The sequence below is a fragment of the Paenibacillus sp. S33 genome (assembly GCF_053615415.1).
This window is the reverse complement of the sequence record NZ_JBSIEZ010000001.1, coordinates 2,749,972-2,767,041: the sequence shown is the minus strand read 5'-3', so window position 1 is coordinate 2,767,041 and position 17,070 is coordinate 2,749,972. Positions and strand designations below refer to the sequence as shown.

Sequence of the window (17,070 nt, the reverse complement as noted above, 5' to 3'; positions counted from 1 at the left end):
CAGTAAAAGTATGGATGATATAATCATAAAAGGAAAAAATCATTGATATAGAGCCCTGTGTTAATGGGCTTTTCTCATAGTTTCTTTTGTAAGCGCGTACAATGATTATTTTCCATATATACCGTGGAGGAGGCGATCAATGAATCCATTTTATCAAAATAAATGTCTTTCTTTTTTTTACTTTTAATGCAACCGATTGCATTATCTCCCCTACTAAATATTATCAGGAGGTTGTTAACTTGCTAAGGAAAAAAACTAGGAGTTTTATTTCTTGGTTGATTATTTTATCACTTTGCTTCAACTTCTTCGGTTTACCCGGCGTAGCTTCGGCCAGTAACACCGATTATACATCCACCTACACGAATTCCACAGCAACTGCCCTTCCATCGACAACCGCTTCTATCACGTCTACCGTAACCGCAACGTATGCACCTACCACAACACCTAAATCAACTCAAACTGGGTTAACGGTTCACTTTAAGAAACCTTCAAGCTGGAATTCAGCGATTCGAATCCATTACTGGAATCTGAATCCGACAACCGTTCCGATAAGCGGGGCGTGGCCGGGAATCCTGATGAAGCCGGATGGAAACGACTGGTACAGCTACACCATTGCCGAGGCGACAGGCTCAAGTCTCATCTTCAATGACAGTAGCGGCAAACAGACGGCCGACTTGTCCCGCAGTGTGAAAGAGGGCTGGTATTACACAGATAACACATGGTATGATGCCAGCCCGGAAATGCCTAAAATTCCGGCGATTTCCGCCTCTCCTGTACCCAAAACTTATGATTCGTCCCAAACGGTGACGCTTTCCAGCACCAACAGTGACGATAAGATTTACTATACGATAGACGGCTCGACACCTACGACATCCTCGACCTTGTATACCTCTCCAATCCAAGTTGCTTCCTCTTTGACCATTAAGGCCTTCGGTGTTAATTCAATCGGTCAAACTGGAAATGCATCCTCTTTCGCTTATGTGATTGACCTAAATGCAGATCTGCAAGCTCCGACAATCACAGCGAATTTGCCTGCAGGGCATTCCGATTCCTCAGTGACTGTATCCTTTAACCTGAAAGATAACAAGGCGGCAACGACCAAGGCATACTATACGGAGGATGGTACAGAACCAACCACAAGCTCAAAAGTCTATATCCTCGGCAACGCGCTGGCCGGATTGACTGGACCGTCTATTCTTATCTCCAAGACCACGACATTAAAATTTCTCGTTATAGACGGTGCTGGTAATCAAACCAAACAGAGCTTTGTTTATAATATTGGAACTAAGGGGGATTTTCGGGAAGATACTATTTACTTCGTGATTACTTCCCGGTTCTATGACGGTGATTCGAGCAATAACGTGCACGCATGGGATGATGGAAAGGCGCGCAATCCAGATTCGGACCCAGCTTGGAGAGGGGACTTTAAGGGCTTGATTCAAAAGCTCGATTATATCAAAGCCCTCGGATTCAGCGCCATCTGGATTACACCTGTTGTGCAAAATGCCAGCGGTTATGATTACCATGGTTACCATGCTTTAAATTTTGCCAAAGTAGACCCACGGTATGAATCGGCAGGAGCTTCTTATCAGGATTTGATCAATGCGGCCCATGCCAAAGGGCTGAAGGTTATTCAGGACATCGTCGTCAATCATACGGGTAATTTCGGTGAAGAGAATCTGTATCCCATGTTCAAGAAAGATCCAGCTAAACCCGATACCGCTAACAACTTGGTGAAGACTACGGATAAGTTGCCGCCAAACTATGATTCCATGACACCCGATCAGCAGTATCAGGCAAGGCTCGCCTTAATGAAGTCAGAGGGGACGAACAATAACATTTACCATACAGAAAAAAGTCTCTCCTGGGAATCCTATACTGTTCAAACCGGTCAGATAGCGGGCGATTGCGTGGATTTGAACACGGAAAACCCTGCAGTTAACAAATATTTAATTGATACCTACAATCACTATATAGACATGGGTGTTGACGCTTTCCGTGTCGATACGGTGAAGCATGTAAGCCGGTATATTTTCAATAAATACTATATTCCTGCCTGGAAGACAAGAGGCGGCTCGGATTTCTATATTTTTGGAGAAGTAGCCACTCGTTACAGAGATGTCTGGAACAGTGGAATTCCAGCGATCTCGACGCCATTCTATACTTGGAAAAGCTCAAAATCGTATCCGGGCGATGGAAAGAATGACTACGCCTCCAATAAAGCGTCAGTTGAACAAGAGTGGGCGGACAACTCTACTACAGCAGGACAGCCAACCTCGAACAATGCTTTCTTAAACGGAAATACCTATCATACGCCTGACTATTCGATGAAATCGGGCATGGATGTGATTGATTTTCCAATGCATTGGGCATTCAAGACTGCACAGGAAGCATTCAGTATGAAAGGTGGCGATCAATACTATAATGATGCTACCTGGAATGTAACCTATGTCGACTCGCATGACTATGCGCCCGACCAGGCTCCGGAAAATCAAAGATTTGCGGGCACACAGGACACTTGGGCCGAGAATCTCGATCTGATGTTCACCTTCCGCGGAATACCCGCTATCTTCTATGGCTCCGAAATCGAGTTTCAAAAAGGGGCAACCATTGATACAGGTCCAAACGCACCGCTAAGCAAAACAGGACGGGCATATTTCGGCGATCACATGGAAGGCAATGTTACGGTACAAGATTACGGCAAATACACGAATGCTACTGGCACGCTTGCGGAATCGCTCAATCATCCTCTGGCGAAACATATCAGACAGCTTAATTTAATCAGAAGAGCTGTACCCGCCTTGCAAAAAGGCCAGTATTCCACAGAGAATGTATCGGGCAATCTGGCGTTTAAGAGAAGATATACCGACAGTGCCAAAGGCATTGACAGCTTTGCATTGGTCACGATTTCAGGAAACGCCACGTTTACCGGAATTCCGAACGGAACCTATGTGGATGCAGTGACCGGTGATTCCAAAACCGTTACTGATGGCAAGATTACCCTGACATGCTCCGGCAAAGGAAATGCAAGGGTATATGTATTGAATGGCAGAGGTGGAATTGGAGAAACGGGAACCTATCTGAAGTAAACGGCAGTATGTCTTAGTTAACTGAAGCAACCTCAGTTCGGTATTGCACCGTGCTAAGGTTGCTTCATTAAAAAGTAGATCCAAGAGAGAGTCGAATATTGCTCTGGACTAAATTTCTGGTTTTATGATTTGGAAGATGCACATCAGCAAATCGCTTCTAAAGCCAGAAGCTATCGTTGAAATGGACGAGACATACTTGTAATCGGAAAAGGGCAAGAGGAACATCACCGAACGCAAGCCAAGCTATAGATGTGACTGAACCGACTGAGCTTCGAAAGCTTGAACTGCTGCTAAATGAGAAAATCAAAGACCGCATCCGCCGAGCTGTGGTCGTATCTAAGACATTGAAATCAGATGTTTTTCAGTTCGCAGATTATATTAAATGGAGATATCCCGGGAGATGGAAGGACCTTAGGCCTGAGTGGGGAAAGCGTTACGCTGACCAGGTGAGAGTAGATCCTAGGGTTAATATTTCTGTTAAATGGTTCGGTACGTCGCAGAGACCTCAGTGGAACAGAATCCTGTCGGATACGGAGGAAGACAAATGATTATGATCGTTGTTTATGGTGCAGTAGGTATTTTAGAATGGAGATACCTACGGAAAAATAAACGTTCTATGCGTAGTGTCATGATTCTGGCGTGTTTATGGCTAGTCATATTCACCGGGATGGAAGTTACTTATGCCTTAAAGGATCGGTGGTCCCTTGGGCTGGTTATCTCGTTTATTTTTGAGCCCATACAGAGGTTCTTATTCATCGGAGATTGAAGGAGGCCCCATGGGAAAAATAACATCGCTTCAGGTGTACATGTTCTTTGCTCAATTCCTTTTCTCATGTACGATCGGGTTCTTCATCAGCCCCTTGGTTAAAAATGCCGGATATATGTCTTGGGTGTCCGGTATTACTCGGAAGTCTAATCGGGCTTCTCATAGCTTATCTAACTTATAGGTTATGTCTTCGCAGGCCTACACATTTTCTTGGACAGTACGGAAAGGACATCTTGGGCAGAAGGATCCATTATCCGCTGTTTCTGATCGTCATCTTTGTCAATCTGTTCTCAGCCGCATTTATCATGCGCCAGTTTATTGACTTTGTCGTACAAATATACTTACCTGGGACACCGGACTGGCCTATAGCAATTTTATTCGGTTTTTGTGTAGCCCGAGGGGTTCGTTCAGGCCCAGTTGCGTTATTTCAAAGCGCTCAAGGCGTGTTCTTCTTAAGTTTAATCTCAGTTCTGGCATTCCCCCTATTCGCCTCGAAAGAAATGAATATAGACATGGCCGTTGCATTGGTTACAGCTGGGCAACCAGCTGGAATATGGAATGGTACAATGATCGTCGTGGCCCTGTTCAGCGAAATGGCTTTTATCGTGTACCTATTTCCGTATTTTGTAGGGACTGATAAGTTAATGAAATCCCTAATGGGGGCTACGGCTACAGCTGTTGTGGTTATACTTGCTGTCCTGCTAGGATGCTTATTGTTATTTAGTTCAGAACTAACAGCAAATCTAACCTATCCGACATTAGAATTGATTCGTTATATTCATGCGGGGGTTTTCTTGGAAAATTTGGATCCGCTGCTGATTATCTTTTGGCTGTTTAGTATATTTCTAAAGATATTTACAGGAGTGACTCCAGTCTTATATTATCTGGTGGACCGGATTCGTTTCGGTAAGCTGAAGAAGAACACTAATCAACCAGAGACCGACAGTTAAAGAATACCTGTTAAGAAGTACTTCGATATTGTAATGACAAAAAGCCTGAAAATTGGTCATCCCCCTGTCAAGTAGACAGGACTAAAAAGACATGTTTAAGCAGCAACCGCTTCTCGGTATTCAGCCGGGGAACGGTTGTTTAATTTTTTCTGAAATCTACTTTGGTTATAAAATGAAATATACTCACGTACCTGTTGTTCTGCCTCCATCTTTAACTCCAAGGAGACTGCCGAAAGGGTTGTCCCTTTTTGGCCATGAAAAAATCCCCTCCGTTCAACAAGATTAAATCCATCTTACCAGATGTCTTTTTTCTCTTGTCTACTAAAGGGGATAATACCAGTGCATCACTTCAGCATAAGCGTTTTTTTAAATTTCATTCAATCATTGCAGGTTCATTGGCATAGAGTCTAAATACTTGTACTCCTCGATCCTAACGGAGTCTTCTGTCCAATTCCCCTCTTTATCTTTCACAAAGACTTCTCTTATTTGTTACCGTCAAGGTAAAACTGCCCTGCGTCGGTATGATCTTGTCGGAGATCAGGTAACCCGTATCCGCAAAAGAGGCCTTGGTTGTTCATTGTGCACTTAGGACACACCGTTAATTGTTTTGGCCGTAATGATCTACATCCGGTAGCTCATCGAGCGTGATCACGTTTGGATGGTTAAACACTTTGTTCAAATGCTCCCGGCTGTTGTTTACGCCATCGGTCAGGAACTCTCCCGTCCAGGTAGTGAACCAGCTCCAGTTCGTTCCGTCACTGGAGAGTAAATCCGGATCCGGGATCGCGCCGTTCTCGGTTAATGCGACCAGCTTCTGGTTGTTCACAAGCGAGACGAGTGCATCATACTTGTCAGTGACCGGACTATAGTCGCCCGCAGACGGATAATGGTCCGTACTCACGATGTCTACAACATCGTGTCCCGGATACCACTCCGGTGCGCTAGAGTTCCAGACCCAAATCAAATTGTTCAGATCATGCACGTTCGTTAAGCGGTCGTACACCAGGTGGTAAAGTTTCTTTGACGGCTCCGGACCTTTCGCGCCCCACCAGAACCATCCTCCTTCCGCTTCATGCAACGGCCGGAAGAGCACGGGGATTTTCGCATCTTTTAGCTTTTGAAGCTGTGCCGCAATGGCATCGATATCCCGCAAAATAAGTTTATAATCCTCGGATTCCGGGTGATCCAACGCGTAATCAACGTCGAAAGTGGTGGAATCCCCGAAGAATCCCTTGTACCACTCTTTACCAGGCTGGTCAATTAAACCCTTCGGCGCGTTCCAATGCCATACGACGGTGACAATACCGCCTTGGCTATGCCAATCGATCGCATTCTCGATCTCGGAGGAGGAAGCGCCGTACTCGACTCGAGACGGTGAATAATCCATCAGGTCGAATCCGACAATGGCTGGCTTTTTACCAATCGCGTCCTGCATCCAGCTAATGTTAGAACTGTTCTGCTGACCGGATAGTATACTCTTGCCGTATTGATCGACCAGATAGCTCATCAACGATTTGGCTTCAGGCGAGGCGTTGGGATTAACGAGTGTCTTCCTAACCTGATGCTCCTCAGTGACCGTCGATTTTTGAAACTCGGCCACCCCCCCGTTCAGAACGCCTGATCCTGCTTCATACACAGCTTCAGACACGGTAACCGGTTCTTCGGATGCATGGGCAAAATAGTTGATACTGCTCTCTGCGCCTGCCGTCATTGGTAGCGAGAATAATAACGCTGCCCCGGTCAGAGTGCTGATCAAGCTCTTCGTTTTTTTAAATGAATTCATATTGGTTATCCTCCTAATGTTTATATCTTGCTGTCTGTTATCGCAAGATAAGGTCTGTTATGTGGGAAACAAGAAGTTATCAAAGAACCTAATCCCACGATCTCAAGTATTTATACTCTGTTTTAGCCCCCTTTTTTTGTGCATAACATAATCCATTTTTCTAGTACACTACCTCCTTCCCTAAGGATCGGCTGGTTGACTGATACCATCAATCGCAACGTACATTATTTTTTTGTTTAGCGAGTTGATCCCATCTTCCTATATGAAAAGGCTTTTTGGCGAATCCTCAATTATATCGACATTAAGGAAAAAAATTGAAATAGTTCTATTGGAGTGAAAATTATTTCATATAACAACAAACTATCAATTTCTGCAAAGAATGGTAGAGACTAAGTGTGTGATAAAGAAAATATTGCCGTTTCATTTTTATGAATCTTTAATTCACCCTTATGAATTTTGATTTAAATTATTGTTATTCTTGTACTATATAGAGGATTCATACTCACACACATAAGTGGTGAAAACGAATCAATTTACTTCTTCCACGCAGCTCGAGGATGAACAGATCAAAATGAAGATAGCGGATGCTGTAAAGAGGTAAAAGGAATCTACGATTATCGACGGGTCAAAGTATGGATCGAGAATACGCTTGATGAACGAGATGAGGAGTTAAGCTGTTATACGTAAGAAAAATCCTTATTACGCTATTTAATATTTAATGGACATAAAACCTATCTGCCATCAAAGACCTTTATAACAACGAGATTATCGCCTATTAGATCATGTAGAAATGACTTGAAATTTCTTTAACCATTTTCAAATCAGAGTGTTTTAAACGCTACACTTTTCGACAGGTGAAAAAGTGGAACATGTTATCTAATTAACGTCTATCCATAAAAACTAATATTCTCTGCATAAAATTAAACAACCTAAGACCGTATAAATATCGGACTCAGGTTGCTTAAATATTGCTTTTTTTATTACTGTTTACTTGATAGGGGTCATTTCAAACAGATGTCTTTTTTCTCTTGTCTACTAAAAGGGGATAATACCACGATTCGGGCTTTTAGAGTATAACTACTCAAAGAAGCATTGAACTATATCTTGGGATTAGGTAAAGATGAAAGTTCTTCCTTTTTTTTATCAAGCTGCTTCTCAATCCTTAGTAGCTCCTCTTCCGCCTTCCGATAGGCTTTCTCAGCTTTTTCAATCTGTTGCTCGTATTCCTTCCTACGCAGCATGGGAATTAAGACACAATCGTACACCAATTCGTCTCCCTGCTCTCGAATCACAGCATTTAAAAGAACGGGAAGTGTTCCGCCGCTACCCGTTTTCATCATTAAATATATCTCATCTACGTGATGATTAAGCCGAATCAACGGTAAAAAATAAACCTGAAAGAAAATTTGGCTGGACCGATTTAGCAGGGATTCAAAACTGATACCGTTTACCCCTTGTTTTTCATATTCTAACAAGCGACACAGCGTTGCATTGACGATGCGTATTGTCAGATTTTGATCCATCGACAAATAACCGCAGGGGGCATGATCCAACCGTTCGTCCATATTATGTGTGCAACTCGCTTTCCTGTATTGAATCGATTGAGGCAAGATATTCGCTGATGAGTCTAATGGTTTCATCCGGATGGCTTACGTGTGGACAATGACCGGTTGCATCCATCAGTCGGAACTCGCTCTCCTTCATCTGCTGGTGGATATAGGCTCCAGCTTCCATCGGAACGATTACATCATCGGAGCATTGCAAAATCAACGAAGGCACCACTACCTTGCCGAGTTCCTTACGGTAATCAGAGAGAAACGTTGCTTCCGCAAAACGACGGGCTACCTTAGGATCGGTCGCGCAAAAACTTAACTCAAGATCTTGAGATAATTCCGGTCGGTCTGTATTCCCCATAATGACAGGAGCCAGATAGCTCGCCCAACCTTGAAAGTTTTGATCCATCAAGTCCAATAAATCCATCAGATCTTCCCGTTCAAACCCGCCGATGTAATCAGGTAAATCGTTCAAATATCGTGCAGAAGGACCAATCAGAACAAGCCGATCAAAGTATTCAGATCTTTGAATAGAGGCCAGCATACCGATAGTAGCACCGACGGAATGACCCACTAGAATGGCATTCTTCAATTCGAGCGCTGAACAAATGTCTAAGATATCCTGGGCATACCCGTTCAGATCATGATAAATATAAGGATTATAGGCCTGCATATCGGACTTTCCCGAACCTACAAAGTCAAACAATACCAGCTTGTACTTCTCTTCGAAAGCTGGTGCGACAAAGCGCCACATGTTCTGGTCACAGCCAAAGCCATGGACGAATATAAGAGTCTTGGAACCAAAGCCCCTTACTTTGACGTTGTTTCGGATGAGAATTTGTTGGCTATCCATCGACTTTTCCTCCTGGTAACGATAAATTCTGTTCAATAAATCATTATACCACTATATCAAGATTTTTAAATTTTTCCTGACGTGCCTAATCATCTGCTTGACTCTTATCTGCGGTTCCACAAGAAGCTACGCATATCATTGGCTTAAAGGCTATCCACCGATTCACCGATTTGATTTATAGTTTTACAATCGAAGAACCTAAGCTGGATTAAAGAGACTAACACCAGTTGAGTTACCGTCGCCAGTTTGCAGCTCCATTATCCATAATGTTTTTTTCGGAATTAGGATTACTCGTTGGACTAAACTGCCTGTTAGCTCTTAACAGAGTACCGATAGTCTACAATGTAGTGTAGTGCTTAAGATCAAAAATAACAGCAGCTAGCATACCGATTAAAGCTATTTGATTTCCAATTTCTCAAAAAACGTAAACGTTCTAATTTAAGTATACATAAGAATATGTAGAGCTTCCCTGGAATTGCTGAAATTAATAATACATGCCGCTACTAATTGTGTGGCAGCATGCATTGGTTATGAAATGCATTTTCTATTCAAATAAAGTCAACTTTGTAAAGTGAATATTTATTAAAAGGTGGGAGCAGGTAATTCATCAATTTTTATACGAAGTAAACTATAAGGTTTTTGTCGCAGGTCTTTTCCATAATGAAATCTTGCCTGCCGATGTAATTGGTTCACAATAACATATAAGTATTGATCTGGACCAATAGAAAAAGTATCCGGCCATAAAATTCTCGGATCATGTGCGATGGTTTCCATTATTCCATTCGGAAATATCTTTCGAATACTATCGTTTTCATAGTCACCAGCGTAAACGTTTCCTTTTGCATCGGTTATCAATCCATCAGACGCACCTTTTTCTCCCCAATACTGCACATGATAACGTAAGTTGAAATCCGGTATCGTTCTGTCTCTTAGGGCTTCTGTTGAGATCGAGTATAGATGACGACTGGTTAATGGACAAAAAAATATAATTTTTCCATCAGGGGAAATCGCTATACCATCAGAGGCCAATCGAAAGGGAGATGTCGAACCATCTGTGTTTCGATTCATCAAAATTTTACCTTCCACTTTCGGTAAAAAATACGGATCGGGTGAAGTTGAATTTGCTCCATTTAACCGTCTAAACGCATTTCCATTTTCTAAATCTACGACTATAATAGCGCCTGGACCTTTGGAAGAAGAATCCGTTATATATGCGTAACCTGATTTACCAACACGAAAATCAAATCGGACATCATTCAGATACGTTGTCGGCAAGATTGCATCTTCTGCAAACGTGTATACTTTTCTTATTGTATTTGTTTTTAAATCTACAGCGACTAATTTTGCCCCTCCTTTAATAGGCTCAGAAAAATTTGGTGCAGCTGTATCCAGTACCCACAGGGTTCCCCTTCCATCAGCAATTACACTTTGGACACTGATGAAGGACATAGTGATATTCAAAGGATTTACCAAATTCGTTTCTAAATTAGGATAAGGCTGCAACCGACCCTCAACAATTTCCGCTACCGTAAATCTAACGTCATCTCCCCATTTCGGAAAGCAAATGAAGATACGCCCGGTTTCTGATACACTAACGCCTGTAGGCATAGCCCCATAAAATGAATAAACGAGTTCTAACTTACCGAAATATTCTTCCATAGGTAACATAGGTTTTATGATATCCTCCCCAACATATTTGAACGGATATTACCTATAATATGTTTAAAAACTTTTTCTAATGCCTGCCTCTTAATGATTCTTTTCTAACCGAAACATAGAAGCACGCTGGGTAGAGTAACCCTTTGCTGGTTGTTGCGCCAGTTCTCAATTTTAATTGCCGTAGACAGGTGAATGTTATGGATGTCCTGATCGGGCGAGCTTGCGGTTTGGATGTTCACAAGAAGTCCATTACCGCATGTGTCGTAACTCCCGAAGGAAAGCGATTAAGACGTTTCATACCTACACGGTTTTCCTGCTTGATTTGATCGACTGGATCAAGCAACATTGAGCACTCATGTAGCCATGGAAAGTACTGGCGTGTTCCGGAAACCGATCGTGAATTTGCTTGAAGCTGAAGAAATTCAGTTCCTCGTCGTTAACGCCCAGCACATCAAAGGGTTCCCGGCAGGAAAACGGACGTAAAAGATGCAGAATAGATTTGTAATCTGCTCCGCCACGGTCTGCTGAAACCCAGTTACATCCCAGACCGGAACCTAAGAGAACTGCGCGAATTAGTTCGTTACCATTGCAGCCTGATTCAGAGACGGTCCCGCGAACACAACCGGACCAAAAAGTGCCGGAAGGAGCCAGCTACCGTTGTCTCCGACATCATGGGGTGAGCAGCCGTGACATGATGAATGCCCTGATCGAGGGTGAAGAAGATACGGAAAAGCTGGCTGCATTCGCCCGAAGAACGCTGAAGAAGGCTAGATACGATCACGGGGATCGCAACACGCACCGTGGAACAAATTCTGCACGAAGTCGGGACCGACATTGGTGCGCGTTTCCCCTCCGACACTCATCTCTGTTTATGGATAGGTTTAGTTCCAAGGCAGAACGAAAGTGGTAAACGAATATCCTCCAAGACTCTCGCAAAGGCAACAAATACCTTTGTTCGGCACTCATTGAAGTTGCCCATTCCGTATACAGATCCGACAATTACTCGGGTGTTCAGTACCGACGCTGAAAAGGCAGAAACCGAGCGGCCGTGGCGGTCACCCACTCCATCATGACTATTGTTTACCATCTCCTCACGCGCAGCGATACAAGGAACCATTCCTGTAGCCATAAGGGTGGCCGAACTTGACAAACGAGGCCTCCCGCATCTTTGGTAATCCGGTAATCATTGTCGACGCAGGCTATAAGTTACTCGCTATGTGTCAAGCCCCTATCCCCAGCCGACCTGATATCGAACAGCAGCGAAATTTGGGCTATATTCTTGACAGTAATATTGAGAGCATGAAGAAATCCAATCTGTACGAACTGACCCGTATGGCTCTTATTCCTTATTATTCACGTGATCCCGAGACCAACGACTGTTGGATAACAGCTTTTGTGTACGTACATGGTATAGAATTCGCGCAGGTCAGTGTTATGGAGCTGGATCGCAAATTTACAGATATTGATTTTGAACTCGTACAATTTCTTTGTGAGCTGGTTTCGGTAGAATTGCAAAAGAACAACTTTTATAATTGCAATCCAGGAATGATGCATAGTTTTTGCTTTCCGAACTGCTTACAGGCGAGCTCAATGATGCTAATATTATCGCAATGCGACTGACTCATCTGGAATGGACGCTTACACCTTACCTGAGAGTGAGGACCTTGACAGACTTGAAGAACGGCTTTTTTGACGGGAAAGTTCAGCTGGTTGCACAGCATATGATCCAATTACTGCCGGATAGCCGTTGGATCGTGTATCAGGGACGTATTGTATTTCTCATTTCCCTTGTTGATTCATCCTGTAAAATCATTGCTAAAGACAAACGAATTCTGGAATTTCTCCAAGTAAACGGACTAACTGCTTCGCTGAGTGACTGCTTTAGTCATTTAACTTTTTTGCGAAAATATTATAAGCAATGCCTAACTGCCATCGAGATTGGTTTCCAACTTAATTCTAACAAGCCAGTGTATATGTATGAGGACTATCTCTGCGAGCATATTGGAAAGATCATATCGGAACAGAATGATCTCGCTGACTTCTGCCATCCGGTTATCCAAAAGTTAATTGTTTATGACAATGCCCACAAAACAAGTTTGCTGCCTACCCTTGAAGCCTATCTTCAATATGTGGACACTCCAAATATTGCTGCTAAAACACTTTTTATTCATAGAAATACTTTGTTCTATCGAATCAACAGGATACGTGAGCTTTTTGAGATTGATCTAAGCGATGGTGATATTCGCCTGAAACTTCAATTGACTCTTCATTTTCTAAAACTGAAAACACAACGCGACGATCCTAAAGATCAGAGTATAGAAGGGTAAGAAAATGCAAAAAAACATGCAGACAAAATTTCTTATCGATACTTTGTCTGCATACTGGTCTTCTCTATCTATTTTCTTTAATTTTTCCAATTCTATCATTATTCAGCTTACCAGCTTTAGGCCAACTGCTGAACCGAGTACCATCGCGATGAACAGAATTCTCGCGGTATTACGCGGTTCACTGTAAAAGATCATGCCCAATATGGCACCGCCAGAAGCTCCAATACCGGTCCAGACAGCATAGGCCGTTCCCATTGGTAGTGTTTCCATGGCCAGGGATAGAAACAAGAAGCTCAATCCAAAGCCTGCAAGCAGGTAAAAAGCAGACAGGAAATTCTGGTCTTTATGGAGCTTATTAATCATGAGAACTCCCATCATCTCAAATAGGCCTGCCAAAATTAGAAATACCCAGTTCATACGTCAGTCCACCTCTTTTCCTTGTTTCTTCTCTTTACTCTGTATTTTGAGCCCTACAACTCCGAGCAGAAGCACCCCAATTAGCAACAATTTAGATCCCTGTACCTCAGCACCAAACAACAAAATTTCTGCTAATACAGTGCCGGCCGTTCCCAACCCGACAAATACTGCATACACCGTACCTACCGGAAGCGTACGGGAAGCCATAATCATGAGTATGAAACTTACTAAAATGGCAACTAAAGTGCCCCCCCACTCTATCCAGCCGCTGGCATGTTTCAGGCCGATGACCCATCCAACTTCGAATAATGCCGCAACTACAACAGATAACCATGTCTTGTTCATTTTGTGCTTCCTCCTTTTTGATAATGCTGCAAATGTAGTATGGATTTATAGCAGCAATAAAAAAACCTGAGAGAATACTGCATATAGCAGTTTTTCTCCCAGGCTTTTATCCCTCCGTGGCACAGTACGACGACTGTGAGTTTTCTCTCGGACCAGCCGATATTACATCGCGGAACCCTAGAAAACATTTATGAATTCAATTATAGTTAAAATTATACACATTAGTGAATAAATTACAATATAAAATAATAAAGAATTCTTATATCATCCTAAACTTATATCATTGTTTTGGTCATTATGAAATCAATTTGTTCTTCATCACCCATATAAAAAGAGTGTGCGCCAGTTTGAACAAACCCCATTTTCTTATAAAAAGCAATGGCGTTTTCATTTTTTTCCCATACGCCGAGCCAGATTTTCTTTTTATTATGCTCCATCGCAATTTCCTTAGCTTTATTTAACAGATATTTACCAAGCCCATGTTTTTGAGATTTGTTTTTTATATAAATCCTCTCAATTTCGAGCGATTCATCACCCATTTTTTCAGATTGGGCGTCATTCATATTTACCTTTAAATATCCAGCAAGTTCTTCATTGAAATAGATGAAAAAGATTTCTGAAGAGACGTTAGATAATTCATCCTCCAACTGTTGAAAATTAAATGCTCTTTCCAGATAGGCTTTCATATTTTCAGGTGAATTCTGATCTTTAAAAGTATCGTTGAATGTTTCAATACTTATTTCTTGGAGTATTTGTAAATCTTCACGGCTGCACTTTATTATTTTTACAGTCACTTAATGTATCGCTCCTTCATGTAAATCAATAATTTCTTTTGTTCCCTTTTTTCACAAATTCCCAGTCTTTCCCTATATTTTCTCTCACTCTTTGAAGAAGATTGAAAATGGTTTCTACTTCTCTTTCCGAAAACCCCTCTAATGCAACGTTATTGGAATAATCATTTTCTCTTTTTATAAAAGGATAAACATTGTTCCCTTTATCTGTTGGAAAGAGTTTTTTAATTTTTTGGTTATGGTTATCTTCTTTCTTTTCAATAAAGCCATTAATTACAAGTTTTTTTATAGCACGAGATGCAGTTGTTCGATCTACTTTTATCATCTCAGCTAACTTTTCTTGAATGATTCCTGGGTTTTCACATATTCGCACAAGGTACAAATACTGCCCTTTTGTAAGGTCATATTCTTTAAATTCTATATTACTTATAGAATCTAATGCCCTTGCAATCATTCCAATTTCACGAAGTACTTCCTTCATAGTTAACTCCTTCGCACCTACTTTATTGCAAATGCAATAAAAATGATATATATTGAATTTACCTTATTTTTATTGCATTTGCAACATAAAATTATGTTAAAGAGGTCGAGTAAAGTGAGATATGTTTTTTTCGTATTAGGAATTTTTATATTATCCCTTGGAATTTCGTTCACTATACAATCAGACCTTGGGACTTCACCTTTTGATGCACTTTTGGTAGGACTGTCCATAAATGTGGGGCTTACTGTGGGAAGTTGGGAAATCATAATAGCTATAATATTGATATGTTGTAATTCGCTTTTAAAAAGACAAAGACCAGAAGTTTTGGGGTTGTTAACGGCATTTATAACGGGTATTGGAATTGATATGTGGCTTTTTTTATTACACAATTTGATAACACCTGAACTATGGTACAGCAAAGTTGTTTGTTTTGGAATTGGTTTAGTCGTTGTAGGATTAGGAACTGCAACATATTTACAGACAAATTTTGCACCAATTCCAGTTGACCGATTAACATTGATCATACAAGAATTTACTAGAACAAATCTATTTTTTTCGAGAACATTCATCTACCTTATATTCTTGATCATAGCAGTCATTTTAAATGGACCCATTGGCATTGGAACTTTGTTAACCGTTTGTTTAGGGGGGCTAATACTCAATTACTTTATGCCACTTACTGAAAAAGTACTTGACCGCATATTAACACACTCTGATACATCACCAAATCATGAGAAAGATAAAAAGCATTCTATATAGAATGCTTTTTATCTTGTTCAACTAACTTGGTCTGTTAAAAGATGTAATATCCAAGTTGAGACTGAAGCTTGATGCTCATATCTCTTTGTTTCGATATTAGGTTTCTCTAGAATAATTGGTACTGTTATTTGTCTCTCCATTGGTACTTTAATTGTGTCTAATTCATTTTTATAATGTGTTTGTATTTTGGAGGTCAATTATTAAAGGAGTGTAGCTTTATGTTCTGTGGATTATCTGCTTTTCCACTCACCCCCGTTAACGAGACAGGTATTGACGAAAAAGCATTTGTGACACTAATTCAACGATTAGTTGCAGCTGGTGTCGACTCAATTGGTGCATTGGGTTCAACTGGAAATTATTCATATTTCAATCGAGAAGAACGTTTACGTGTGCTTCGACTTGCTGTCCGTTCAGCTAGGGGGATTCCCGTGATGACAAGTATAAGTGCGATTCGTACTTCTGAAGTACTTCGATTAGCGGAAGATGCACAAAGAGCAGGAGCAAGCGCAGTGCTGTTGGCTCCTATTTCTTACCAGGCATTAACAAATGAAGAGGTATATTCGTTGTATGAACAGGTGACAAGCTCGCTCTCTATTCCGCTCTGCGTATATGATAATCCGGGGACTACACATTTTCATTTCAGTGATGAGTTGCACGGTCGGATTGCTGAGCTGTCTAACGTTCGTTCTATCAAGATTCCTGGAGTACCTTCTGATCCTGAAGCAGCCAAGGCACGCATTAGAAAACTACGCACGACCATTCCTCCCCATGTAACTATAGGAGTAAGTGGAGATTCATTTGCAGTCACTGGCTTGAATGCAGGCTGTGAAGCATGGTACTCGGTTCTCGGTGGTTTGTTTCCAAAGGCGTGCCTAAAAATGACCCGTTTGGCCCAGGACGGTTTTGCTGATGAAGCGGAGCGACTCTCGGCGCTACTTGAACCTATTTGGACGTTATTTCATCAATATGGTAGCCTTCGTGTTGTTTCAGCAGCAGCAGAAATAAGTGGCTTGATCTCAAGTCCCAGTCTTCCTTTGCCCTTACAACCATTGAATCAATCAGCTAGAGAACACTTGGAATTCATACTAAAGGATCTTCAGTCTACAGAAACATTCTGTTGCCCATTCGGCTAATAGCTTTTCGAAGAGAAGACTACTAAGCACGTTTGCTGTAAAATTTTTCGTTATGAGTGTTGGAGAAACAACAGATGTGAGCTTCAATCATAGCATTTTTTTCGGGACTAACGCCTGTGCTTGTTGTCCTGCTAGCTACTTTGCTTTGGGAAGAGACACTTACT

Annotated in this window: 15 protein-coding genes, 2 pseudogenes and 1 riboswitch; of the genes and pseudogenes, 8 read left to right on the top strand and 9 right to left on the bottom strand. The window is 41.7% G+C overall.

Going from position 1 to position 17,070, the window contains the following annotated elements; genetic code table 11:
• Window positions 1-239: 239 nt before the first annotated feature.
• The 3 genes from ACWGXJ_RS12615 (at window position 240) to ACWGXJ_RS12605 (ending at window position 4,805) form a co-directional block, all read left to right on the top strand.
• Entirely contained in the window at window positions 240-3,089 is a 2,850-nt protein-coding gene (locus ACWGXJ_RS12615) for an alpha-amylase family glycosyl hydrolase (RefSeq protein WP_452566874.1), read from the top strand.
• Window positions 3,090-3,340: 251 nt separating this feature from the next.
• Window positions 3,341-3,637, top strand: coding sequence for a Ger(x)C family spore germination C-terminal domain-containing protein (locus ACWGXJ_RS12610; RefSeq protein WP_452567897.1), 297 nt, complete (start codon window positions 3,341-3,343; stop codon window positions 3,635-3,637).
• Between the two features lie 322 nt (window positions 3,638-3,959).
• Complete coding sequence (locus tag ACWGXJ_RS12605; RefSeq protein ID WP_452567896.1) at window positions 3,960-4,805, top strand: GerAB/ArcD/ProY family transporter; 846 nt, start codon at window positions 3,960-3,962, stop codon at window positions 4,803-4,805.
• 95 nt (window positions 4,806-4,900) lie between these two features.
• Here ACWGXJ_RS12605 and ACWGXJ_RS12600 read toward each other — a convergent pair whose 3' ends face one another.
• The 5 genes and pseudogenes from ACWGXJ_RS12600 to ACWGXJ_RS12580 all read right to left on the bottom strand — a co-directional run bounded on the left by ACWGXJ_RS12600 (window position 4,901) and on the right by ACWGXJ_RS12580 (window position 10,671).
• Complete coding sequence (locus ACWGXJ_RS12600; protein WP_148504410.1) at window positions 4,901-5,014, bottom strand: IS3 family transposase; 114 nt, start codon at window positions 5,012-5,014, stop codon at window positions 4,901-4,903.
• Between the two features lie 389 nt (window positions 5,015-5,403).
• A pseudogene (locus tag ACWGXJ_RS12595) lies at window positions 5,404-6,438 on the bottom strand (glycosyl hydrolase); the annotation flags it as partial.
• A 1,247-nt stretch (window positions 6,439-7,685) separates the two neighbouring features.
• On the bottom strand, window positions 7,686-8,153 hold the full coding sequence (locus tag ACWGXJ_RS12590; RefSeq protein WP_069291945.1) for a nitrogen regulation protein NR(II): 468 nt from the start codon (window positions 8,151-8,153) through the stop codon (window positions 7,686-7,688).
• A gap of 1 nt (window position 8,154) precedes the next feature.
• On the bottom strand, window positions 8,155-8,994 hold the full coding sequence (locus tag ACWGXJ_RS12585) for an alpha/beta fold hydrolase (protein ID WP_250268353.1): 840 nt from the start codon (window positions 8,992-8,994) through the stop codon (window positions 8,155-8,157).
• A gap of 582 nt (window positions 8,995-9,576) precedes the next feature.
• The gene (locus tag ACWGXJ_RS12580) at window positions 9,577-10,671 is read right to left on the bottom strand and encodes an L-dopachrome tautomerase-related protein (RefSeq protein WP_322163453.1); all 1,095 of its coding nucleotides are present in this window, start codon (window positions 10,669-10,671) and stop codon (window positions 9,577-9,579) included.
• Between the two features lie 179 nt (window positions 10,672-10,850).
• On the opposite strand from ACWGXJ_RS12580, the pseudogene ACWGXJ_RS12575 reads away from it, so the two are divergent.
• From ACWGXJ_RS12575 to ACWGXJ_RS12565, 3 genes and pseudogenes are all read left to right on the top strand, one after another.
• A pseudogene (locus ACWGXJ_RS12575) lies at window positions 10,851-11,758 on the top strand (IS110 family transposase); the annotation flags it as partial.
• Window positions 11,759-11,796: 38 nt separating this feature from the next.
• Window positions 11,797-12,273, top strand: a complete 477-nt coding sequence (locus ACWGXJ_RS12570) for a hypothetical protein (RefSeq protein WP_452566873.1) — start codon at window positions 11,797-11,799, stop codon at window positions 12,271-12,273.
• Window positions 12,274-12,317: 44 nt separating this feature from the next.
• Window positions 12,318-12,980 (top strand): helix-turn-helix domain-containing protein, encoded by a 663-nt coding sequence (locus ACWGXJ_RS12565; RefSeq protein ID WP_452566872.1) that lies wholly within the window; start codon window positions 12,318-12,320, stop codon window positions 12,978-12,980.
• A gap of 102 nt (window positions 12,981-13,082) precedes the next feature.
• Here the strand turns inward: ACWGXJ_RS12565 and ACWGXJ_RS12560 are convergent, their stop codons facing one another.
• From ACWGXJ_RS12560 to ACWGXJ_RS12545, 4 genes are all read right to left on the bottom strand, one after another.
• Complete coding sequence (locus tag ACWGXJ_RS12560; protein ID WP_235309833.1) at window positions 13,083-13,397, bottom strand: DMT family transporter; 315 nt, start codon at window positions 13,395-13,397, stop codon at window positions 13,083-13,085.
• A 3-nt stretch (window positions 13,398-13,400) separates the two neighbouring features.
• A complete protein-coding gene (locus ACWGXJ_RS12555) occupies window positions 13,401-13,742 on the bottom strand; it encodes a DMT family transporter (protein WP_250261350.1) in 342 nt (113 codons plus the stop codon).
• A 93-nt stretch (window positions 13,743-13,835) separates the two neighbouring features.
• Window positions 13,836-13,934, bottom strand: a riboswitch (guanidine-I (ykkC/yxkD leader).
• A gap of 83 nt (window positions 13,935-14,017) precedes the next feature.
• Window positions 14,018-14,536 (bottom strand): GNAT family N-acetyltransferase, encoded by a 519-nt coding sequence (locus tag ACWGXJ_RS12550; protein WP_452566871.1) that lies wholly within the window; start codon window positions 14,534-14,536, stop codon window positions 14,018-14,020.
• 25 nt (window positions 14,537-14,561) lie between these two features.
• On the bottom strand, window positions 14,562-15,014 hold the full coding sequence (locus ACWGXJ_RS12545) for a MarR family winged helix-turn-helix transcriptional regulator (RefSeq protein WP_274481436.1): 453 nt from the start codon (window positions 15,012-15,014) through the stop codon (window positions 14,562-14,564).
• A gap of 114 nt (window positions 15,015-15,128) precedes the next feature.
• On the opposite strand from ACWGXJ_RS12545, the gene ACWGXJ_RS12540 reads away from it, so the two are divergent.
• Window positions 15,129-15,773, top strand: coding sequence for a YczE/YyaS/YitT family protein (locus tag ACWGXJ_RS12540; RefSeq protein ID WP_061828431.1), 645 nt, complete (start codon window positions 15,129-15,131; stop codon window positions 15,771-15,773).
• Between the two features lie 218 nt (window positions 15,774-15,991).
• Entirely contained in the window at window positions 15,992-16,906 is a 915-nt protein-coding gene (locus tag ACWGXJ_RS12535) for a dihydrodipicolinate synthase family protein (protein ID WP_452566870.1), read from the top strand.
• Window positions 16,907-17,070: the final 164 nt, after the last annotated feature.